The organism is Micromonospora sp. Mcm103, assembly GCF_024519755.1.
Lineage (GTDB): Bacteria > Actinomycetota > Actinomycetes > Mycobacteriales > Micromonosporaceae > Micromonospora > Micromonospora aurantiaca.
Genome location: NZ_JALJRJ010000012.1, coordinates 12,751 through 32,403 on the forward strand (window position 1 = coordinate 12,751; position 19,653 = coordinate 32,403).

The following is a 19,653-nucleotide window of genomic DNA, read 5'->3' on the forward strand; positions in this document are numbered from 1 at the left end:
TTTTTTTTTTTTTTTCCCGAAAACCCCCGCGCATGGTTGACGACCAGTGACAATTGGCGATCATCCTCTGGCCATGTCTGGGCAGCTCAACGCCTACTTCTGATAGTCATTGACATGGGCAGGATGGCTACGGACGGTAACAAGGGGTCGTCGGCTCGAATCCGGCCGTCCCGACAGAGAGGGTTTCCACAGGTCGGCGACTTGCGGAGGCCCTGTTTTGATCGCTGTCGGTCGATTCCATGGCGAGCATGCCGCCGTTGGGACCCTCAACTCGGCGGTCTACTGAGTTGATCTCGGTTGGGGCTTTGGCCATGGATGGCCTGGTAGATCGCGTGCGTTTGCGGCGTCGCGCTCATTGCTGGACTCCTTGCCGACGGAGCAACTCGGGACAAATAGGTGCCGATTCCCGTGGCGCTGCCACCCTGAGCCCGATAGGCGGTTGGCGAGCGGCCTGATGACTGCCGTGGTCTCACGAGCGCATGAACGGAGCCCCGCAGACGGAACTCGGGCGCGGCGCCGCAGTCCCCGACTGCTGCCCGACACGGGAAGCTGGCCGCATCCTCGATGAACCAAATTCCCCGCACACCGCGATAGTCCTTGTGTGCGACGAAGAAGAAGCCAGTCACCGGAGCGGTCCGTCAACGAGCTGAGCAGTGACGCCGAGCTGCTGCGTGCCGTTGCAGCCGAGCGGGCCGAGGCTCTCCGGTTGCTGCATCATCGGCACGCGCCCTGGCTGCGGGCCCGCCTGCGCCGGCGCTGCGCGGACCCCGATTTGGTCGATGCCGCGCTCCAGGACACGTTCGTCGCCATCTGGACCGACGCCCGACGGTACGAGGCGACTGGTGCCGATGCCGCGGGATGGATATGGACCATCGCTGTCAGGCGGCTGGTGTCTGCGCTGCGTGGTCCCGCGCATCGTTGGCTCAGTGGCGCCAACACCGAGTTGCCCGACGTCGCCACGGCGCCGTCAGCGGAGGAGTTGGTCCTGCTGGGCATCGAGCACGGCGACCTGGGCGGAGCGCTCGATCGGATCCCACCGGAGCTGCGGGCGCTCATGCAGGCCACGGCTATCGACGGCTTGACCGTACGGGAGGCGGCCAAGCTGCTCGGTATCGCGGAGGGCACGGCAAAGACCCGGCTGCTGCGCGCCCGGGCCCGGTTGAGGGAGCTGCTGACATGACCGACTGGCACATCGATGCGGGTATGCTCGCGGACTACGACCGGGGAGCGCTCGATCCGAGCCGAGTCATGGCCGTCGACGCCCATCTGCTGGCCTGCGCCTCCTGCCGCGGACGTGTCGCGGTCGACACGGTGTGGCTGACCGGCAACTGGGCGGCCGTCTTCGACGCGGTCCATGCGCCCAAACAGCGCGCGCTACGGCGGCTCCTGGGCCGGCTCGGGCTGCCTGAGCATCGGATCCAGCTGCTCGCCGCGACGCCGGCGCTGCGCTGGTCCTGGTTGGGTGCGACCACGGCGGTGCTGGCCCTCGCGGTGGCCGCGGCGTATCTCGATCAGACCGGGGCGCGAGTCAGCGACGCCCTCTTCCTCGTCTTCGCGCCGATCCTGCCGGTGCTAGCAGTCGCCACCGCGTACGGGCCGCCAGCCGACCCGATGCACGAGATCACTGATACGACGCCGGCGGCAGGGCCGCCGCTGGTCCTCTGGCGCGCCACCGCGGTCGTCGCCGTTGCGGTGGCCATGGGCATGGCGGCGGCGGTCCTGCTGCCCGGACCGGGTTGGTACGCCGTGGCCTGGCTGCTGCCCGCACTGCTGCTCAGCGTCGGGAGCTTGGCGCTGAGCACCATCGTTTCGCTCTCGACCGCCGCTGGCCTGCTGGGCAGTGCCTGGCTGATCGTCGTGGGTACCGCGGCCACGGTCCACCGTGAATCTTCTCTGCCGGTCATCTTCGGTGGCACCGCGCAACTCGGCTACCTGCTCGCCGCGGCGGTGGCCGTCGCGGTACTGACCGTGCGGCGAAGCCGCCTCGACTTGGGGGAGACTCGATGACCACCGTCAGCATCGGCGGGCTCGGCAAGCGTTACGGGGCCACGGCCGCGCTTGACGACCTGGATCTGGAGCTCGGGACGGGGGTGACCGGCTTCCTCGGTCCGAACGGCGCCGGCAAGACCACCCTGCTGCGCTGTCTGGCCACCGCGCTGGCGGCCGACCGGGGCCGGCTGCGGATTCTCGGTCTCGACCCGGCGGTCCCCGCGCAGCGGACCGAACTGCGCCGGCGGATCGGCTACCTGCCGCAGAATCCGGGGCTCTACCCCCAGTTCACCGCCTACGACCTGCTCGACTACGTAGCGGTGCTCAAGGAGATGACGGACGGCCGGCAGCGCCGAGCCGAGGTGCGCCGGGTGCTCGACCAGGTCGAGCTGACCGACCGGGCCAGGACCAAGGTACGCAAGCTCTCCGGCGGAATGCGGCAGCGGCTGGGTCTGGCCCAGGCCCTGCTCGGCGAGCCCCAGCTGCTGATCCTTGACGAGCCCACGGTCGGCCTCGACCCGGAGCAGCGGATGCTCTTCCGGGCCTTGATCTCCCGGGTGGGCGAGAGCCGCACCGTGCTGCTGTCGACCCATCAGACCGAGGACGTGGGGGCACTCTGCGAACGGATCGTGGTGATGAACTCCGGGCGCGCGATCTTCGATGGCAGTCCGCGAGAGCTGGTCGCTGTCGCCGACGGCCGGGTGTGGCTGTCGACCACGGCTCCGTCCGGCTCCCAGGCGTACTGGCGCAATGCCGACGGGCTGTACCGGACGCTCGGTGACCGACCCGCAGACGGCGTGCCGGCCTCCCCCTCCATCGAGGACGGCTACCTGCTCCTGCTCGGCTCGTCGACGCGCGAGGGGGTGGCCCGATGACGACGCTCGCACCGGCACCGGTCCGACCCAGCGGTCGGGTGGCGGTGGGCGCGCTCGCCCGCGCCGAGGCGCGCCTGGTGCTGCGCAGTCCGCTCCTCTGGGGCGGCATGGTGCTATCCCTGGCGCTGTGTACGGCATGGGGGTGGACCACGATGCCGACGTGGGAGACCTTCGCCGAAAACGCGGGGATGTCCTCGCTCGTGCTGGCGGGTGCGCTTCTGCTGGCCGGGCATTTGGCGGCGAGCCGGGATCGGCGCGCCGCGGCGGAGGGTCTCGAAACAGTGCCGACGACCGCCGCTCGGCGCGGCGTCGGCCTGCTCGCGCTGGTGGCGGTCTCCGGCGCCGCCGGCGCTACCCTCTGCCTCGCCGGGCTGCTACTCATGCTGCCGGCCTGGCCGGTCGGGCGATTGGACCCCTGGGTGCTGCTGGTGATCGTGGTGGTTCCGGCGATCGGTGCGGCGCTCGGGATCGTGGTGGGGCGTTGGCTGCCTGCGACGGCCGCCGGGCCGCTGACAATGATCGCGATGGCGGTCGTCCTCACCAGCTTGCTGGCCACCGGCTCCGACAGTGTGCTCTTGCACCTTTTCCCCGTGCCGGACGCACCATGGGCGACCGGGGCGGCGCGTCCCACCGGGTGGCACCTGGTCTATCTGATGTCCGTCCTGGCCGTGATCGTCGCGCTGCTGTGGTGGAGACACCGCCGGATCATCGCGATCGGGGTGATCCTCACGGCGATCGCGACCTCAGCGTTCGCCACCGACCAGCAGGCGCGGGCGACCCCGGCGGTGATCTACCCCGAGATGAACGACGCGCTGGCCGGTCCGGCGGTGCTCGACTGCGAGATGCACGGCGGTGTGCGCTACTGCGCCCTTCCGCATTTCGCGGGCTGGATTCCGCTCTGGCGGGAGGCGGTCGAGCCGGTCGCACGGAACCTTCCGGCCGAGGCCACCCGTCCGACGGTCCGCCAGCTCGCCGGCATGGACAATGGCGTCGTCCTCGTTCCCGGGGTGCCGGAGATCGCCACCTGGCCGCGCTGGGGGCGGCACGGTCGCTGGGCGGAGGACTCCCGTACGCAGCTGACCATCACCTACACCACCGCGGCTACCGGATTGTTCGGGCGCGGGCTCACGCCGTTCGACGACGATGCCCGGTCCGGTTGCGTCGGTTCCGGTCAACATCGCACTGTGGTCGCCCTGTGGCTGCTTGCCCAGGCTCTGCCGGATGGTGCGCGCCACCTCCCCGATGGCGGCCTGAGCCTTGGGCGAGTCCGCTACGACCGGGCGGACGCGCACGCCGCAGCCGCGCTGCTCGCCCGGCCGCATGACGAGGTGGCCGCATTCCTGGTCGCGCACTGGGCGCAGATCATGGACCCGGCCGGGGCGGCTCTCGCTCCGCTGGGGGTGACCGTGAAGCCGCCGGCGATCCCCACCGTTGACGAGCCGGCGGCATCCGGATCGTCGGACCAGCCGAGGATTTGCCGGTGAGCGCCATCCGCATGGGGATGCTGCTGACCCGGCCGCTCGCCCGGGCGGTGCCCTGGTGGCCCCTGGCCGCCGCGGCCGCACTCGCGGTGCTGAGCCAGCTACCTGCACTGCTCGCCGAGCCGACGCCGGGCCTCGCGCTGCCCGGCCTCCGACTGGCTGCGGCCGCGCTGGGCGCGGCGGTCTGCTTCGCGCTGCCGGACCGGATGGCATCGACGGTGATGGCGCCGTCCCCGCGATGGATACGGCAGTGGCTGAGGGTGGCCCTGGTCCTGCTCCCGGCCACCACGGTGTGGGTGCTGCTCTACCTGGCGATCGTGGCGGTCAACGGCCAGATCGTCGTCGGGCCCATCGGCCCCGTCACCATGCAGGCGGCGGTGTGCGGGTTGATTCCGCTGGCCGCGGCCGCCGTGGCGGCGCGATACCGCGACGATCTCGGCGCGGCGTCGGCCGGGCCGCTGGTTCAGGGCGTTGCGCTCGTCGGGACGCTGTTCTTCACAGGTACCAAGTCGCCATGGCCTATCCCGCAGGAGACGGGGTGGACGAATGCCCAACTGTGCTGGCCTCCAGCATTGGCGTTGAGTGCGGCTGTACTGCTGCTCGCCAATCGGGAAGTGTTCCGATCCTGAACCCGTGACGATCGCCGCCTGCTGCACGGACGGGACCACCGTAGGGTGTCCTTCCGCCACGTCCTGGCCGGACGGGCCGTTTACGACGCCATCGACGAACGGGACCGCCGTACGCTGCACGAGCGTGCCGGGCGGGTGCTCGAAACCGTGACCCCACGACCGCTGGCACAGCTCGCGCGACACTTCCGGCAGTCCGGCGAGGTCGTCGCGGAGAAGGGGGTCTGGCTGTGGGGCGCCGACCTGGTGCCCGCCCGCGTCCAGGCCCTGCTCGCCGTCGGAGCCACGGCACAGGCGCAGGACCTGGTCGACGCGTTCGCCCGAGGGCTGCCCACCGGGCGGTTACCGGCGCCGCGGGCCGCCGTGCTGGACTGCCGGGGCCTGCTCGCCGAGGCCGCCGGCGACCACGCCTCGGCGGCGGGCCTGTTCGGCCGGGCCGCCGCGGCCTGGGCGGCGCTTCCCCGGCCGTACGGCGCGGCGCTCTCCCGCGAGCGGCAGGCGGGGTGCCTGATCCGGGCCGGGGCCGTCCCGGAAGGGCTCGACCTGCTCACCGACGTCCTGGATGGACTGTCGTCCCTGCCGGCGAGCCTCGACGTGGACCGCGTCGCCACCTGCCGCTGTGACCAGTCGCGGCCGCAGCCCTCACACCCCTGCCGGAGGAGGATCCCCCATGCGCCCAGCGGCCACGGTGCTCGCACTGAACGGCAGACCCCGCCGCGCCGGCGGAAACTACACCGCGAGCTACCAGGCCCCGCGCCTGGCCGCCACCACGGGCACGGTCAGCATCAGGGCCAGGGCGGAGGACGCCGCCGGCAACACCGTCGAGCAGACCGTCCTCGACGCCTTCCGCCTCACCGCGCGCTGACGCGCTGTCGGATCCGCCGGGCACGTCGCGAACGTGCCCGGCGGGCCGGCACCCGCCCGGCCGAGGGCGGCCGGCACCGACGGACCGTCCGCCGGGGCCATCCCTGGCCTCCGGCACGGTGACCGCCGACGACGAGCCCGGCCACGCAGCACGCGGCCGGGCTCGGCGATCTGCTCGGCGGTCGGAGTGGCTATCGCCGCAGGTCGGGCCAGCGGCGGTGGGTCCATGCGCGCAACGCCCACTCGAAGGGGCCGTACCGGAACCGCCGCATCCACCACGCGCTGGTCGCCACCTGCACCGCGAAGATCGTCAGTGCGATCAGCAGCGTCTGCGCCGGCGAGGTGTGACCGGCCAGGCCCAGCCCGACGCCGGTGAACACGAGCACGCAGAGGAGTGACTGGCCCAGATAGTTCGTCAACGCCATGCGTCCGGCGGGCGCCAAGGCGTCCGCGACGCGCGGTCGCCTGGTGAACAGACGCAGCAGGGTCGCGGCGTAGGCCGCGGCGAGGAACGGCGCGGTGACGGCGCTGACCATCAGCCCGGTCATGCTCGCCGAGCCGCCACCGACCGTGAACACGGCGGCGCCGGCGAGACCGACCGGATAGCCGACCCGCTCGCAGTGGCGCAGCAGGTTCTCGTGGGTGGGCACGGTGGCGAGCGTCCGGTGCCTGCCGGCGGCGAGGCCGACCAGGAACGCGGCGAAGGCCAACGGCCCCTGCACGGCGAGTGCGCCGAGCATTGACGGCAACGAGCGCAGGTGCTCCAGGACGACATCACCGAGCCCGCCGCGTAGGGCCTCCGTCGAACGCGCACCGGCGGCGACCGCGGCGGCCTCGTCCGGGACCACCGTGGCGCCGAGGACCGCGGCCAGACCGATCGCGGTCGCGACCACGCCCACGATGACCGCCGCTGCGAGCAGGGCGGCGCGCGGTTCGGTCCGCCGGGCGGCGAGCAGCACGAGACCGAGCAACGCGTACGTGGTGAGGATGTCGCCGTGGTACAGCAGCACCGCGTGCAGCGCCCCGAGCACGAACAGCCCGGACAACCGGCGCAGGAACGACGGGCCGAAGGTCACCCCACGCCGGGCCGCTGAGTCGAGTTGCAGGGTGAAGCTGTAGCCGAACAGGAATGAGAACAGCAGGTACGCCTTCATCACGAACAGCAGTTCCGCCGCACCTGCGACCAGCCGGTCGACCGTGCCGTGCGCCGGATCGTCGACCAGGTGGAACTCGAATCCGGAGCTGAAGTACCACACGTTGGCCAGCAGGATGAACAGCAGCGCGATCCCGCGCAACGCGTCCACGACGTTGATCCGGGCGTCGTCGTCGTGGGCGGCTGCACCTCGGGCGCGGCCCTGCCGGTCAGGTCGGAGCGCGCTCATGACGCCGACCCTCCCGCGACCACGAGGGGCACGTGCCGCCTCTTCGTCGCGGCATTCCGGTGGCCGTCGGCTCGGTGCCGTCGGCGAACATCCCCCGGGGCGCGCTCGACGGCGACGCCGTCGAGCGCGGCCACCGGGTCGTCGTAGGTCCTACGCTCCGGGTCCAGCTGCACGATTTCAGTCATGTTGTACACCGTACGAGCGCACTACGACGGGCAATAGTCAGGCTGTCCCCCGTATTCGCTCTCAGGGTATCGTCACTGCACTAGTGCACGGGAGGCTGCTGTGGAGGAACCGCCGTACCGCCGGATCGCCGCCGATCTCGCTGGCCGGATCGCGTCCGGCGAATTCGCCCCCGGAACGAGGATCCCGTCGACGAGGCAGCTCATAGCCGAGTACGGGGTGGCGATGGCGACCGCGACGAAGGTCCTGGCCACCCTGCGCGAGCGGGGTCTCGTCGAGCCCGTACGGGGCGTCGGCACCGTGGTGGCCGCCGATGTGGGCAGAGCACCCGGCCCGGACCGTGCGCAGGTGGTCGCCACCGCCGTGGCCACCGCCGACGCCGAGGGGCTGCACGGCCTGTCGATGCGCCGGCTCGCCGGTCGGCTCGGCATCCCGACGATGGCGATCTACCGGTACGTGGCCGACCGCGACGAGCTGGTGATGTTCATGATCGACAAGGTCATGGCCGACAATCCGCCCCCGGCCCTCACCCCGGAGCGCGACGGCTGGCGGGCCTGCCTCGAGGCCATCGCCCGGCTGCAATGGGCGATGTACCGTCGGCACACCTGGCTGGCCGAGGCGGTCTCCTTCACCCGGCCGCTGCCGGCCCCGCACGCGATGGTCCATACCGAATGGATGATGCGGGCCCTGGACGGACGCGGGCTCGACCTGAACGCACAGTTCACGGCGGCGGTGACGGTGGCCAACCACGTTCGCGGCACGGCGGTGAACCGGGCCGAGGAGGCGCAGGCCGAGCAGGACAGCGGCCTGACCGACGCCCAGTGGTTGGAGGCCCAGGAAGGACGCATCGGCGCGGTCCTGACCGACGGGCGGCTCCCGCTGCTGGCCCGCTTCATCGCCGCCGACGACGGGGCCTGGAACCTGGACACACTCTTCGAGTTCGGCCTCCAGCGCCTCCTCGACGGCCTCGCCCCGCTCCTGCGGTGACGGCCTCCGCCTCGCGCGCGGCCACGACAACCACCGGGATTCGGGCCACCGGAACCTGCCAGCGAGCGCCGCGAGCGCCCGGCGCGGGCAGGTCCGCCACACACATTGTGGATGATGGCGGCTCGTGCGCGCGGTCTCCGCGCGCCAGAGCAATTGGAGGTACGGGTGCGCGGATCAGCGCGACGACTGGCCGTCTCGATCGTTGCCGCGATCCTCGCGGCGACAGGGCTCGCCTCGCCCGCCTGGGCGGCGACGAACCCGTTCACCGCGGCGCAGGCGTGCAACAACGACTTCGGTGGCTCGTGGGCCTACGCGAGTGACGGCCACCGGTCGATCAACGCCTCCGACGGCACGAAGGTGGGCGACGTCTACCTGTTGTGCAACGGCGCGACCGGCTACAACTGCGTCGTCACCCTCAAGCGGGTGGCCGTCGGCTCGACGACCGGGCTGGCGGCGGGCATCCGGGTGGAGGGCGGTTCCTGGGTCGAGGACTCCGGGAACTACAAGTACTACGCCGCCATCCAGCGCTCCGCCGTCGACAAGTGCGTGATGTATCGCGGCGAGGTCTTGTACTTCACCAGTTGGCAGGTCGCCGGCCGGTACAACTGGGGCTGAGTTCCCGCGACGGGGGCGGCCCCGGGCGCGCGTCGTATCGGCGACCGTCCGGGGCCGCGGTTGTCGTCGCGGTCGGACCCGACCCCGCGCCAATCGCCGCACAACATCAGACTGGATCACGCGATGGCCGTCTTTTGCACCACCAGCGCGGACGTGACCTCCGTCGTCGCTGAGAGTGCGTCGTTGAGGATCAGGCTTGGGGTGCTGACGCGGCCGCTACACGACGCGGATGTGCAACGCCGTGGTGTCCGGTTCCGCGGCGACCCGTGCAGCAAACTTGTCCTGCAACGAGAACAGCTCGGCCATGGGCGCCGGCCGTCGTGTGGTGCCAGCGAGGTCCCGATGTGCTTCGCGCGACCAGAGGAACGGGTAGACCGTCATGCCGTGCGACAAGGGCAACCGGCTTGTCTCATCTTGCCAGCCTGGCCAGCGCAGCGACTCGTAGAACTGGCCGGTACCACCCTCGGTGATCCACGACAGCCAGTCGCCGTGACCAGCGCCGAGGGACTCCCACTCCAACGTGTCCGGCCCGAAGTAGCACACCTCTCCGGGCTCCCCGGGGCGGCCGATAATCGCCGGGTCGGGGCCGTTGACCTCGAACCGTCCGCCAAGCACGTCGTAGCCGACGACCAGCGCCGCAGGCGCTTGCTCCTCGCCCGGCAGGCCGTTGGCCTCCGCCAGCGAGGGCAGGCCGCGCTCACCACCGCCGCCGAGCACACGCAGCCAGCCGCCATCGACCAGCAGACCGCCGGTGTGCAATGCCAACGCGCCCATCCGCGACCGATTGGAAACCTGCAGGCGGTGCAGGCTGTGCCGCCCGGCGGCTGCAGAGACCGGCAAGATGGAGATCTGCGGATTCGATAGCAGTTCCATCTCGAGCGCCGGCCACGCCGGATCGGATGTAGTGGTCAGCTCCTCCAGGGTGCGCACCCGATCATCATGCCCGGGCCGCTGCACGTCGGCGACATCCGTACGGATGCGCTTTCATCTGCCGCTGAGTACGCGCTACCTCGACCTAGAGGTGGTCGCAGTGCGGAGAGCAACGACGACCGAGGCCGTGGCCGTGGCCTTAGCCTTCGACCGGTCGGCGGCCTTCTTGAGGCGGACCAACCGGAGCGGTGGCTGGCTGGTGAAGCGATCGTTACGGCCTTGACCGTGGAAGTGCCAGATGCCACTCACGAGTGCTCGGACGTCGGGAAACCCGGCTCTCGGACCGTTCCGGTGGGCGGGAGATGAGCACGACACCCGTTCTTACCGATGAGCCGGAAGGTGTGGCCCAGATCCCGTGACGGTGGGGAAAGCTACACGCCGAACTGGGCCGTACCGTCGATGCCATGTAAAGGGCGAGTCGGGCATGATCATTTGCATGTCTGTGGAGGAGAGGTACGGGACCACATCGGACAGGGGCGAGGGCGGGCTGGCCAGGCGGTGGACGGCCGTGCGTGGCTCGCTGGTCCTCACGGCCCATCTGGTCGCGGTGATGGCGATGACGGTCGTCACCGTCGCCGTCTTCTGTCTCGTCGCGCTGGGCGTCGGTGTGCTGATCTTCCCCGGCTGCGTACGCGTGCTGCATCGCCAGGCCGAGCGACTGAGCCGGGCGCATCAGCGTTTCACCGGCACCGGTTTCGCGGTGCCGAGCCTGCCGGACCCCGCCGGGTCCGGATTCGCCGCCCAGGCACGTCAGTGCTGGCGGCTCCTCACCGACCGTGCGTTCTGGCATCTGATGCTGTGGGCGGTTCTCGACCCGTACACCGGCATCGTGCTCGCGATCGCACCATTCGGACTTGTCGCCTGGGGTCTGTACGGTTGCGTGGCCATGCCAGTCCTCTACCTCGGTCTCGGCCTGCAACCGACGGAGTGGTACGCGTTCATCCCAGTCATGTCGGCCAGCACGGTGCCGTACGCCGCCGTCCTCGGCTGCGGTTTCATCGTGTTCGGCGCCCGCAGCGGACCCTGGTGGTTGCGGGTACAGGGCCGCTGGTCGTCCGTGCTGATCGGCAGCCGCCTGGTCGACCTGCAGGCTCGGGTCTCCGCCCTCTCGGCCACCCGCGACGAGGCCCGCGACGACGCGGCCGCGCAGCTTCGCCGCATCGAACGGGATGTGCACGACGGCGCTCAGGCCCAACTCGTGGCGATCGGCATGAAGCTGGGAATCGCCGAGACCCTCATGGCCAGCGACCCGAACGCGGCGCTCGCCCTCATCTGTCAGGCGCGTGAGGACTCCTCGAACACCCTCGGCGAACTGCGCGATCTCATGCGCGGGATCCACCCTCCCGTCCTCGCCGATCGCGGACTGGGCGCGGCGATCGAGGCGATGGCCATCGAGTCGGCACTGCCGACGACCACGCAGGTACGGCTACCCGGACGTCTGGACTCCTCGCTCGAGGCTGCGGCGTACTTCGCCACCCGCGAACTGCTGACCAACGCCGCGAAGCATTCCGGCGCGGCTCACCTCGTGGTGACGGCAGACATCGAGAAGGATCACCTCCGAATCGGGGTGCGCGACGACGGCAAGGGGAGCGCGGTCATCGTGCCCGGCGGCGGGCTCGACGGTATCCGTCGGCGGCTGGCCGCCTTCGACGGCACCCTCGCCGTCAGCAGCCCGGCGGGCGGCCCGACGGAAATCGTGATGGAGATGCCGTGCGCGTCGTAGTCGCAGAGGACCAGATGATGCTGCGCGCCGGCCTGGTCGGCCTGCTCGAGGCCGCCGGCCATCAGGTGGTCGAGCAGGCGGGTACGGGACCCGAGCTGTGCCGGGTTCTCGGCGACTGGCGGGCCGATGTCGCGATCGTCGACATCCGCCTGCCTCCGTCGCACACGGACGAGGGGCTGCGCGCCGTGCTGGCGGCACGACGGGTCCAACCCGCTCTGCCGGTCCTGCTGTTCTCGCAGTACGTCGAGCAGCTGTACGTACGCGAACTCCTCGCCGACGGGGCCGGTGGAATCGGCTACCTGTTGAAGGATCGGGTGTCCCATCCGCGTCAGTTCATGGACGCCCTCACCCAGGTCGCCGCCGGCGGCACCGTACTCGACCCCACGGTCATCAGCGCGCTCATCAACCGTGTCGAACGGCGCGGGCCCGTCGGCACGCTCACGGAACGCGAGCGGCAGGTCCTCGACCTCATGGCGCAGGGGCGCTCGAACACGGCGATCGGCGGCGAGATGCATATCAGCGAGAGCGCGACGACCAAACACATCTCGAACGTGTTCGCGAAGCTCGGTCTGCACCCGAGTCTCGACGACAACCGACGGGTCCTGGCGGTACTGGCGTACCTCAACGAACGCTGAGCCCGCTGGTAGGGAAAACTGCACCCAGCCGCACGCCCAGCTCCAGTGTCTGACGCCGTCGCCTGGCCGAGGCTGGACGCATGACGAAGACGAACATTGTTCCTCCGCGGGGAGCGGGTAGGCCGCGCGTGACAACGGTCGTCGTCGCGTTTCTGGTGGTGTCGGCCGCCGCCTCGCCGTTGTTCACGCTGGCGCAGGGGGTGACCGGGCTCGACCCGACAATCCTGGTGCTCACCCAGTTCTCCACCGCGTTCGGCGCCCTCGTCATGTACGCGATCTGGCGAGGCCGCCTGCCCTACCCGCGTACGACCAGGCGAGGCGTCCTCGCTCCACTCTGGGCCGCCGTCGGGCTGTCGTTGGCGGTCGTCGTCCTTCTCTGGCTTCTGGCGATCGTCGAGCCGCGCCGCTGGCAGTCGCTTGACACCTCGACGCTTCCCGCACCGCTGGCCCTGATCCTGTTCGCGCAGTTCCTCGGCGCGGCCGGCGAGGAAGTCGGCTGGCGGGGCCTCGTACAACCCCTGCTCGAAACACGCATGCCGACGTTACCGGCCGCCGCCGTCACCGGCATGCTCTTCGGGCTCGGCCACTTCCACGTGGCGGGCGCCGGAATCGCGGTCTACTCCGTCTTCGTCGTCTCGACCATCGGACTGTCCATCACCGCGGCAGCCATCACGGCCGGGCGCCCATGGTGGGCTCGCATCCTCGTGGCCACCGTCCTGCACTGGGGCGTCAATACCGGGATACTCGTCGCCTTCTCGAACGCCGATGAATCCATGCGGTGGATGACCGATACCGCGATCGCGACGGGTCTCGTCGGCGCGGCCTGCGTTCCCCTCGTCATCCGGTCGAAGCACCGTGCGTCGAACGATTCGCCGGCACCATGTGCGGCCGTCGGCGCCTGATCAGCTCGCGCGTCGTCCCGCACCGCGCGGCGCCCGTACCGAGCGGCACAGGTCGCGCCGGGCGCAAGTCGGCTCACCGTTCCTCTCCGCCGGCTGATCGCAACGCTCACCGACGACGACGTGCTCATCGGACAGCACAGCAGCTCCGGATCCGGCACTTGGCTCGTCTAGGGCTCGAGCGTGGCGGGCATGCTGAAGGCGGCGACGTGACGGGCCCCGATGAAGGCGTTGCTCTCGACGATCTTCCCGTTCTCGATCCGGAGTACGTCGACGACCAACGCCTCGTAGTGCGGGCTGCCGGGCCGGCGGAGATAGTTGATCAGTGCCGGGCGCCCGTTGGCCGAGGTGGGGAACGTACGCCAGTCGAGCGGTCGGCCGAGGAACTCCGCGGCCGCGTCGATGCCGACGACCGGCGGCTCGGGCGGCATCGTGATCCGTACGTCCTCGGCGAGCAGTTCCCGGATCGTCTCCGGGTCCTTCGCGTCGGCGTAGCGGCGCAGGATCTCTTCGTCCGCACTGGTGAGTTGCGGGCGGCGCCAGTCCTTCGGGTCCGACGGAGCGCGCCGCCGGAGGGTGTGGCGGGCCCGCTGGAGGAGGCTGTTGACGGCCGCTACGGCGGTGTCGAGCGTGGCGGCGATCTCCTGCGGCGTCCAGCCGTAGACGTCGCGCAGCACGAAGGCCGCCCGCTGCCGCGGCGGCAGGTACATGAGCGCTGCGATCACGGCCAGCTCGACGGTCTCCCGGGCGGCGAGACCGGCCTGCGGATCGTCGGCCAGCAGGGCGTCGGGATAGGGACCGAGCTCGGTGGACCACTCCAGCGGATCACCGTACGGTACCGTCCGGTGACTGGCCGCCTTGCGGCTGTCGAGGAAGACGTTCGTGGCGATCCGGTAGAACCAGGTGCGCGCCGACGCCCGCCCCTCGAAGCGGTCGCGAGCCCGCCAGGCACGCAGGAAGGTCTCCTGCACCAGGTCATCCGCGTCGGTGACGTTCCCGGCGAGGCGGTAGCAGTGGACGTGCAGCTCACGCCGGTGCTCGTCGAAGGCGCGCTGCAGCCAGACCGCCTTCCCACCCGGCGAGTCGGACATGTGATTTCCCCTGGGCTGAGTGGTTCTCACCACCGTACTGACGACCGCGGAGCCAGCCGTCATCGGTCACCGATGACGATCGCCGACTCGGTCGTCTGTACCTGTGACCGATCCCCACTCCACGAAGGAGACAGCCATGACGGCAACCCCCGCGTCCAGCGCCGCCGCGCCCCCGGTCGTCGACCGGGAGACCTGGCTGCGCGAGCGCAACGAACTGCTGGTCCGGGAGAAGGCCCACACCCGCGAAGGAGACGCGATCGCAGCCGCTCGTCGTCAGCTGCCGATGACCCTGATGCCGCCGGTGACGGTGCGGGGCCCCGGCGGAGACACCCCGTTGGTGGAGGTGTTCGAGGGCCGCCGGATGCTCATCGCCTACTTCCACATGTGGCACGACGGCAACCCGTACGAGCATCAGTGCGAGGGGTGCACCTACTCGACCTGTCACATGCAGACGCTGGACTACCTGCACGCTCGGGACGTCACCTACGCCGTGTTCTGCGAGGGTCCCTACGACGAAAGTGCCCCGTTCGCGGAGTTCATGGGCTACCGGTTCCCCTGGTATTCGGCGAAGGACTCCGACCCGGCTCTGGCCGACGGTCGTGACTTCGGGTTCATCGCGTGCTACCTGCGCGACGGCGACAAGGTCTACGAGACCTACTGGACCACCGGGCGGGGCGTGGAGGCGTTGATGACCACCTACCACGTCCTGGACCTCACGGTGTACGGCCGGCAGGAGAACTGGGAAGACTCGCCTGAAGGCTGGCCGCGGATCGCCGGGCACCCATGGCGTATCAACGGCCGCCCCACCGCACAATGGTCACGCCCCGGCGTCGCACCGCGATGACGTCCTGATGATCGAGGTGATCATGCTCGCGTCGCCCGAGGGGTCAGCCTTCTGCTGCGTCGTGCGTCGTCGGTGGTCCGACCGAGCGCGGCCCGGAGCCGGAGTGGTACCGAACGGCCCGGGCCGTGCTCATGGCGCTCGCCGTGCGCCAGTCCGTCGGCACCACACCGGCGGCGGCGTGGTCCGGGGCGAGGCGGCCTGGCTCGAACCGTATCCGGACCGGCTTGTCCCGTCCGTTCAACCGGATCCGGAGACCCGCGCGATCGCGAGGGAGACCATGGAACTCGCGCTCGTCGCCGCATTGCGGCATCTGCGGCCGCGGCAGCGTGCCGTACTGCTGCTGCGTGATGTCCTCTGGTTACTCCGCCGAGGAGACCGCCGGGATGCTGGGCACCACGGTCGCCGCGGTCAACAGGGAGAGGATGAGCCATGCTCGAGGCCTTCGTAGCAGAACCACCGTGCGCGGTGTGCGGGCGACCGGCAGCACGCATCGAACTCGTCGCACCCGGTACCCGGCCCGCAGACTGGCCGCGCTGGTCACCGGCGCAGCGCGACGCCTATAACGCTGCCCGAGAGCGCGCCGGAGGCCAGCAGTGGTGGCTGCTGTTCACTGGGGTCGCGGCGGGCAACGGATCCGGTCTGCCGGTGGACCTGGAGCATGTGGATCGGATCGCTGCCGCCTTCACCCAGCCGTACCGGTACGCCGCCGTCACCAGTGCGGGCTTCTACGACGATGCCGGATTCTGCGGTCAATGCGACGCCTCGTTCTGCTATCAGCACTGGAGCGTCTCGAGCACTGGCTACGGAACCTGCCCTCAAGGCCACGGCAAGAGCCTCGATCCACACTGGTTGCCCGATGATCTCTAGAGCCCTGGAGTCCGTCGGCCGGCCTGGCCCACAAAGACGCTCCTTCAGGACAGCGCTCTACACGTCGGCACCCGAACTGGTGCGAGCTGCTCGTAGCGGCCGAAAAGCCTGTCTGCGTGTGCTCGCCTGGCACCCGTCAGCCTCCGCGACGCCGGAAAGAACGCCGACGAACTGGATCGCACACTGGCACCAACCGCTGTGTGTGTGAATCGGCACCGCAGCAGAACTCGCTTGGCTGGCTGCTCCTGAAGCGGTGTGCTCGAGAGCGCTCGTTAAGGGCAGCGCTACTGAAGGTGAGAACAGCTGAAGGATTGCCGCAGCGAAGTACAGCAACCGGCCACACCAATCGGAACCACAGTGAACACCGTCAGACCGCCGACCAGCGGTGCGATCAGCACCGGACCGCCTTGCGATTTCCGGGGGGTCAAGGGGTCGTCGGTTCGAATCCGGCCGTCCCGGCAAGGAGAAGCCTTGACCAGCGGAACGTGGTCAGGGATCCGACTCTCGTCGATGAGGACGTGAGTCGCCGCCCCGACCACCGGCTGGTGGGGGATGGCGTCGCGGCGTACGGCCGAAGCGAACACCTGATTGAGCACGGCTCCCACGCCTCTGGCGGCTGAGGGGCGGTCCTTGGCGATGTCGCGCAGGAACGGGTCCAAGCGTCCGGTGCCGGCGTCCCGGATTCGGAGGTCGCCGAGGGCGACGGTAGGGGAGCTGACCGCTTGCGTCCTCACGGGACATCGATGTCGCGCTCATCATGCATACTCGCTCTGTGGCAATCAGCGACCAGCACAACCGGAGGTTCGCCGTTCCGCAGCACTCGGCCATTGCCGTCGTTCTCGTTGTCGGCGCTTTCGCGCTGCTCGCGGTCGCCCCGGCACAGGCGGAAGCCGTCGCCACGCCGATCACCTGCTGCTGATGGCCCCGCCGACAGGTAACGCCGCAGCTGTCATCCACCTCGCCGACGGCGGCGCCATCGACCCGGCGACCATCGGTCGCGAGGTCGACGTGCCGGTCCGGCCGCCCGGCGTGCGGGTGCTGCGCCTCGCCGCCGGGAGCGAGACCGGCGTGCTCCAGCCGAACGTCGACCTGGCGCTGCAGGTGACCGCATGTCCTGCGGGATCGTTCGACGGCAAGGTCCTCGACCAGTCCGGGCGCCCGCGGGTCGCCCTCTGCCAGTGGGGCGGCTAGTGGACCGTAGCCGGGACCTCGCCGGGTGGTTGGTGACACCGCTGTTCACCCTCGTGGCCGCGCCGGTACTCGCCTGCGTCGCCGGCGTACTGGCGACTTTCGCGGCCGAGAACAACGGGACGCCGGCGCTGTGCGCAGAGAGCAAGCCGTACAACCTGTGCGAGGAGACGATCCTCGGTGTGGCCGGCCTTCATGTGGCGATTTCCGGCGGCATCTGGTTGCTGCTCTGGGTGCTCCCCTGGTGGCGGGGCCTCCGGACCGCCCGGGTCGTGCTCGCCGTCGCCGCCACCGTCGTGCTGGTGCTGCTGCCGGTGCGGATGGCGGCATAGGCCGGTCCGAGGCGCTGGGGGTGAAGGGCTGCCCGACCGCGGCCCGGCGTCGGGTCGGTGATCGGATCGTCGTCCGGACCAGGATCGAGGTGCGTGGGCGTCGGCTTGGTGCTGTCGACCCACCGATGGCACTCTGCCGAGATGGGAGAACATCCGGGAGGCCCGCTCACCGACGCCGAAGTGGCAACCATGTTCCGCTTGGTGGCGCGGTTTGCTGAGCACGACCTGGACCAGTGGGACAACTGGCGGCTGAACACGTCCTACGGGCCGGTGTACATCAATGTCAGCCGAGCGCTTGCACCGGGCTGGCAGGACGACGATTTCACCCCTGTTTGGCCGCTGCTGGCACGTTTCAAGGAGGCCGGCCGGGGTGATGCCTCCGGCGGGTAGAGCATCCGGCGGCCGTGCTACTCGCCCCGAACCCCGGCACGCGCCTCGTCGGCCGGGGCCCGGCCCGAGGCGGCCCCGGCGACCGTTGCCGGGCCGTGTCGGGACGTGAACGAGCGAGCCGCCGGTGACATCCTTCGCGCAGATTCGTGCCGCCTGCCCCGAAACTTTCGGCGCTGTGCCGATCGGGAATCCGCCCTGTCGTCATGCGATCTTGCTGGCAGCAGCCCTGTTGACGGATGTCGGGGCACTTAGTAGCCTCAGCGCACGAGATCGTGACATGCAAATATCTCGATAATTTTCGGAGACGTCGAGCTGACCGACGACGAGGCGACGACCGGCCCGCCGGCGTGCCCGCGCTGTGGACAGGCCGTCGCCCTGGTTCGTCGCCGCCACCCCACCACCGCCGCTCACGATCACACCGCTGGAGGGCCGTTGAAACGCGTCCGGACCACCACCACAGCCGTCATGGCCGCCGTCGTGCTCCTCCTCGCCGGCTGTGGCGGATCAGACGGCAAGTCCGACTCGAAGACCTTCGAGTTCTGGTCGTTCGCCAACATCAACCAGAAGGCCGACGTCGACGTCTACACCAAGGCGCACCCCGAAGTGCGCATCAAGCTCACCGAGGTGGGCAGCACGACCGAGACCGCGCAGGCGCTCACCGCCGCGCTGGCCGGGGGCAAGGTGCCCGACCTGGTGCTGATCCAGGCCGACGACCTGCCGAAGTTCATGCAGTCTCCGGACAACTTCGTCGACCTCACCACGCTGGGCGCGAACGACATCAAGGGCAACTACCTCGACTGGGTGATGGCGCAGTCGACGACGAAGGACGGCAAGATCATCGGTGTGCCGACCGATGTGGGCGGCTTGGCGGTGGCCTACCGTACCGATCTGTTCAAGGCGGCCGGGCTGCCCACCGACCGGGAGGCGGTCTCCAAGCTCTGGCCGACGTGGGACGCGTTCATCAACGTCGGCAAGACGTACGTCCAGAAGACCGGCAAGCCGTTCGTGGACAACACGCCGACCAGCGTCTTCTTCCAGGCGGTCAACCAGGGCAGTCAGCGCTACTACAGCGCCGACCGCAAGCTGGACTACGACAACGAGCAGGTCAAGGCGGCGTTCGACGTGACGCTGAAGGCTTTCGGCGCGGGCATCTCCGCCAAGCAGGGGTCGTTCTCGTCCGGCTGGAGCGCGGCGATGAAGAAGGGCGACTACGCGGTGGTGTGCTCACCGTCGTGGATGCTCAGCCAGATGAAGACGAACGCCCCCGAGACGAACGGCAAGTGGGACATCGCCACCATTCCCGGGGGTTCGGGGAACTGGGGCGGCAGCTTCCTCGCGATCCCCAAGCGCGCCAAGAACGCGAAGGCGGCCTGGAACTACATCTCCGAGATGCAGTCGCCGAAGGGGCAGCTGGACCACTTCCTGATGCAGGGGTCGCTGCCCACCACCCCGTCGGTCTACACGGACCCGCAGCTGGTCGGGAAGACCGACCCGTTCTTCAGCAACGCACCGATCGGCAAGATCTACACCCAGTCGGTGCTGGGGATCAAGCCCTTCTACTTCGGTCCGCAGGACGGCCCCATCGGCACCGAGTTCCTCAACACGCTCACCAGTGTCGAGCAGGGCAAGGTGGACCCGGCGAAGGCCTGGGACACCGCGCTGACGAACGTCAAGAACGCCGTACGCGAATGACCGAGGGCTGATGCGCGGCGGCCGGGTACCGCCCGGCCGCCGCCCATCGGGAGGGTGACG

The 19,653-nt window shown here is 69.8% G+C and carries 23 protein-coding genes; 18 read left to right on the forward strand and 5 right to left on the reverse strand.

The features are described 5' to 3' along the window. Positions 1-601 precede the first annotated feature (601 nt). The 6 genes from OC439_RS16435 (at position 602) to OC439_RS16460 (ending at position 5,836) form a co-directional block, all read left to right on the forward strand. Positions 602-1,180, forward strand: a complete 579-nt coding sequence (locus tag OC439_RS16435; protein ID WP_262014168.1) for an RNA polymerase sigma factor — start codon at positions 602-604, stop codon at positions 1,178-1,180. Next, positions 1,177-2,007, forward strand: coding sequence for a zf-HC2 domain-containing protein (locus tag OC439_RS16440; protein ID WP_262014169.1), 831 nt, complete (start codon positions 1,177-1,179; stop codon positions 2,005-2,007). Before OC439_RS16435 ends, OC439_RS16440 begins: the two co-directional genes overlap by 4 nt. Continuing rightward, positions 2,004-2,864 carry an ABC transporter ATP-binding protein gene (locus OC439_RS16445; protein WP_262014170.1) on the forward strand — a complete coding sequence of 287 codons (861 nt, stop codon included), beginning with the start codon at positions 2,004-2,006 and terminating at the stop codon, positions 2,862-2,864. The genes OC439_RS16440 and OC439_RS16445 overlap by 4 nt, the downstream gene beginning before the upstream one ends. After that, positions 2,861-4,348: a hypothetical protein gene (locus OC439_RS16450; protein ID WP_262014171.1), complete on the forward strand. Its 1,488-nt coding sequence runs from the start codon at positions 2,861-2,863 to the stop codon at positions 4,346-4,348. The genes OC439_RS16445 and OC439_RS16450 overlap by 4 nt, the downstream gene beginning before the upstream one ends. Next, positions 4,345-4,974: a hypothetical protein gene (locus tag OC439_RS16455; RefSeq protein WP_262014172.1), complete on the forward strand. Its 630-nt coding sequence runs from the start codon at positions 4,345-4,347 to the stop codon at positions 4,972-4,974. The genes OC439_RS16450 and OC439_RS16455 overlap by 4 nt, the downstream gene beginning before the upstream one ends. A gap of 667 nt (positions 4,975-5,641) precedes the next feature. Next, positions 5,642-5,836, forward strand: coding sequence for a hypothetical protein (locus tag OC439_RS16460; protein ID WP_262014173.1), 195 nt, complete (start codon positions 5,642-5,644; stop codon positions 5,834-5,836). 190 nt (positions 5,837-6,026) lie between these two features. On the opposite strand, the gene OC439_RS16465 is transcribed toward OC439_RS16460, so the two are convergent. Further along, entirely contained in the window at positions 6,027-7,217 is a 1,191-nt protein-coding gene (locus OC439_RS16465) for a DUF418 domain-containing protein (protein WP_262014174.1), read from the reverse strand. After that, positions 7,214-7,402, reverse strand: a complete 189-nt coding sequence (locus OC439_RS16470) for a hypothetical protein (RefSeq protein ID WP_262014175.1) — start codon at positions 7,400-7,402, stop codon at positions 7,214-7,216. Before OC439_RS16470 ends, OC439_RS16465 begins: the two co-directional genes overlap by 4 nt. Positions 7,403-7,502: 100 nt before the next feature. Here OC439_RS16470 and OC439_RS16475 point away from each other — a divergent pair, with 100 nt between their 5' ends. Together OC439_RS16475 and OC439_RS16480 are read left to right on the forward strand one after the other, a co-directional pair. Then, the gene (locus OC439_RS16475) at positions 7,503-8,387 is read left to right on the forward strand and encodes a TetR/AcrR family transcriptional regulator C-terminal domain-containing protein (RefSeq protein ID WP_262014176.1); all 885 of its coding nucleotides are present in this window, start codon (positions 7,503-7,505) and stop codon (positions 8,385-8,387) included. Positions 8,388-8,552: 165 nt separating this feature from the next. Then, on the forward strand, positions 8,553-9,002 hold the full coding sequence (locus OC439_RS16480; RefSeq protein ID WP_262014177.1) for a hypothetical protein: 450 nt from the start codon (positions 8,553-8,555) through the stop codon (positions 9,000-9,002). A 216-nt stretch (positions 9,003-9,218) separates the two neighbouring features. On the opposite strand, the gene OC439_RS16485 is transcribed toward OC439_RS16480, so the two are convergent. Continuing rightward, positions 9,219-9,932: a DUF2625 domain-containing protein gene (locus OC439_RS16485; RefSeq protein WP_262014178.1), complete on the reverse strand. Its 714-nt coding sequence runs from the start codon at positions 9,930-9,932 to the stop codon at positions 9,219-9,221. A gap of 436 nt (positions 9,933-10,368) precedes the next feature. On the opposite strand from OC439_RS16485, the gene OC439_RS16490 reads away from it, so the two are divergent. The 3 genes from OC439_RS16490 (at position 10,369) to OC439_RS16500 (ending at position 13,192) form a co-directional block, all read left to right on the forward strand. After that, complete coding sequence (locus OC439_RS16490; RefSeq protein WP_262014179.1) at positions 10,369-11,655, forward strand: sensor histidine kinase; 1,287 nt, start codon at positions 10,369-10,371, stop codon at positions 11,653-11,655. Next, a complete protein-coding gene (locus OC439_RS16495) occupies positions 11,643-12,290 on the forward strand; it encodes a response regulator transcription factor (protein WP_262014180.1) in 648 nt (215 codons plus the stop codon). The genes OC439_RS16490 and OC439_RS16495 overlap by 13 nt, the downstream gene beginning before the upstream one ends. A 128-nt stretch (positions 12,291-12,418) precedes the next feature. After that, positions 12,419-13,192 carry a CPBP family intramembrane glutamic endopeptidase gene (locus OC439_RS16500; RefSeq protein ID WP_262014181.1) on the forward strand — a complete coding sequence of 258 codons (774 nt, stop codon included), beginning with the start codon at positions 12,419-12,421 and terminating at the stop codon, positions 13,190-13,192. 167 nt (positions 13,193-13,359) lie between these two features. Here OC439_RS16500 and OC439_RS16505 read toward each other — a convergent pair whose 3' ends face one another. Beyond that, entirely contained in the window at positions 13,360-14,280 is a 921-nt protein-coding gene (locus tag OC439_RS16505; RefSeq protein ID WP_262014182.1) for an RNA polymerase subunit sigma-70, read from the reverse strand. Between the two features lie 136 nt (positions 14,281-14,416). Between OC439_RS16505 and OC439_RS16510 the strand changes: the two genes are divergently transcribed. Both OC439_RS16510 and OC439_RS16520 read left to right on the forward strand, forming a co-directional pair. Further along, positions 14,417-15,124 carry a DUF899 domain-containing protein gene (locus tag OC439_RS16510; protein WP_262014183.1) on the forward strand — a complete coding sequence of 236 codons (708 nt, stop codon included), beginning with the start codon at positions 14,417-14,419 and terminating at the stop codon, positions 15,122-15,124. 429 nt (positions 15,125-15,553) lie between these two features. Next, positions 15,554-15,991 (forward strand): hypothetical protein, encoded by a 438-nt coding sequence (locus OC439_RS16520; RefSeq protein ID WP_262014309.1) that lies wholly within the window; start codon positions 15,554-15,556, stop codon positions 15,989-15,991. Positions 15,992-16,275: 284 nt separating this feature from the next. Here the strand turns inward: OC439_RS16520 and OC439_RS30300 are convergent, their stop codons facing one another. Continuing rightward, positions 16,276-16,650, reverse strand: coding sequence for a hypothetical protein (locus tag OC439_RS30300; protein WP_315985939.1), 375 nt, complete (start codon positions 16,648-16,650; stop codon positions 16,276-16,278). A gap of 113 nt (positions 16,651-16,763) precedes the next feature. On the opposite strand from OC439_RS30300, the gene OC439_RS16530 reads away from it, so the two are divergent. The 5 genes from OC439_RS16530 (at position 16,764) to OC439_RS16550 (ending at position 19,593) form a co-directional block, all read left to right on the forward strand. Next, a complete protein-coding gene (locus OC439_RS16530; protein WP_262014184.1) occupies positions 16,764-16,910 on the forward strand; it encodes a hypothetical protein in 147 nt (48 codons plus the stop codon). Continuing rightward, on the forward strand, positions 16,910-17,182 hold the full coding sequence (locus OC439_RS16535) for a hypothetical protein (protein WP_262014185.1): 273 nt from the start codon (positions 16,910-16,912) through the stop codon (positions 17,180-17,182). Before OC439_RS16530 ends, OC439_RS16535 begins: the two co-directional genes overlap by 1 nt. A 32-nt stretch (positions 17,183-17,214) precedes the next feature. Continuing rightward, complete coding sequence (locus tag OC439_RS16540) at positions 17,215-17,511, forward strand: hypothetical protein (protein ID WP_262014186.1); 297 nt, start codon at positions 17,215-17,217, stop codon at positions 17,509-17,511. Positions 17,512-17,604: 93 nt separating this feature from the next. After that, positions 17,605-17,901, forward strand: coding sequence for a hypothetical protein (locus tag OC439_RS16545; protein ID WP_262014187.1), 297 nt, complete (start codon positions 17,605-17,607; stop codon positions 17,899-17,901). Positions 17,902-18,333: 432 nt separating this feature from the next. After that, positions 18,334-19,593: an ABC transporter substrate-binding protein gene (locus OC439_RS16550; protein WP_262014188.1), complete on the forward strand. Its 1,260-nt coding sequence runs from the start codon at positions 18,334-18,336 to the stop codon at positions 19,591-19,593. Positions 19,594-19,653 lie beyond the last annotated feature (60 nt).

Excerpts from the sequence above, each read along its gene's own strand:
- OC439_RS16460 (WP_262014173.1), top strand. The coding sequence starts at position 5,642 with ATGCGCCCAGCGGCCACGGTGCTCGCACTGAACGGCAGACCCCGCCGC.
- OC439_RS16440 (WP_262014169.1), top strand. The coding sequence starts at position 1,177 with ATGACCGACTGGCACATCGATGCGGGTATGCTCGCGGACTACGACCGG.
- OC439_RS16520 (WP_262014309.1), top strand. The coding sequence starts at position 15,554 with ATGCTCGAGGCCTTCGTAGCAGAACCACCGTGCGCGGTGTGCGGGCGA.
- OC439_RS16450 (WP_262014171.1), top strand. The coding sequence starts at position 2,861 with ATGACGACGCTCGCACCGGCACCGGTCCGACCCAGCGGTCGGGTGGCG.
- OC439_RS16445 (WP_262014170.1), top strand. The coding sequence starts at position 2,004 with ATGACCACCGTCAGCATCGGCGGGCTCGGCAAGCGTTACGGGGCCACG.
- OC439_RS16535 (WP_262014185.1), top strand. The coding sequence starts at position 16,910 with ATGGCCCCGCCGACAGGTAACGCCGCAGCTGTCATCCACCTCGCCGAC.
- OC439_RS16490 (WP_262014179.1), top strand. The coding sequence starts at position 10,369 with ATGTCTGTGGAGGAGAGGTACGGGACCACATCGGACAGGGGCGAGGGC.
- OC439_RS16505 (WP_262014182.1), bottom strand. The coding sequence starts at position 14,280 with ATGTCCGACTCGCCGGGTGGGAAGGCGGTCTGGCTGCAGCGCGCCTTC.
- OC439_RS16510 (WP_262014183.1), top strand. The coding sequence starts at position 14,417 with ATGACGGCAACCCCCGCGTCCAGCGCCGCCGCGCCCCCGGTCGTCGAC.
- OC439_RS16465 (WP_262014174.1), bottom strand. The coding sequence starts at position 7,217 with ATGAGCGCGCTCCGACCTGACCGGCAGGGCCGCGCCCGAGGTGCAGCC.
- OC439_RS16470 (WP_262014175.1), bottom strand. The coding sequence starts at position 7,402 with ATGACTGAAATCGTGCAGCTGGACCCGGAGCGTAGGACCTACGACGAC.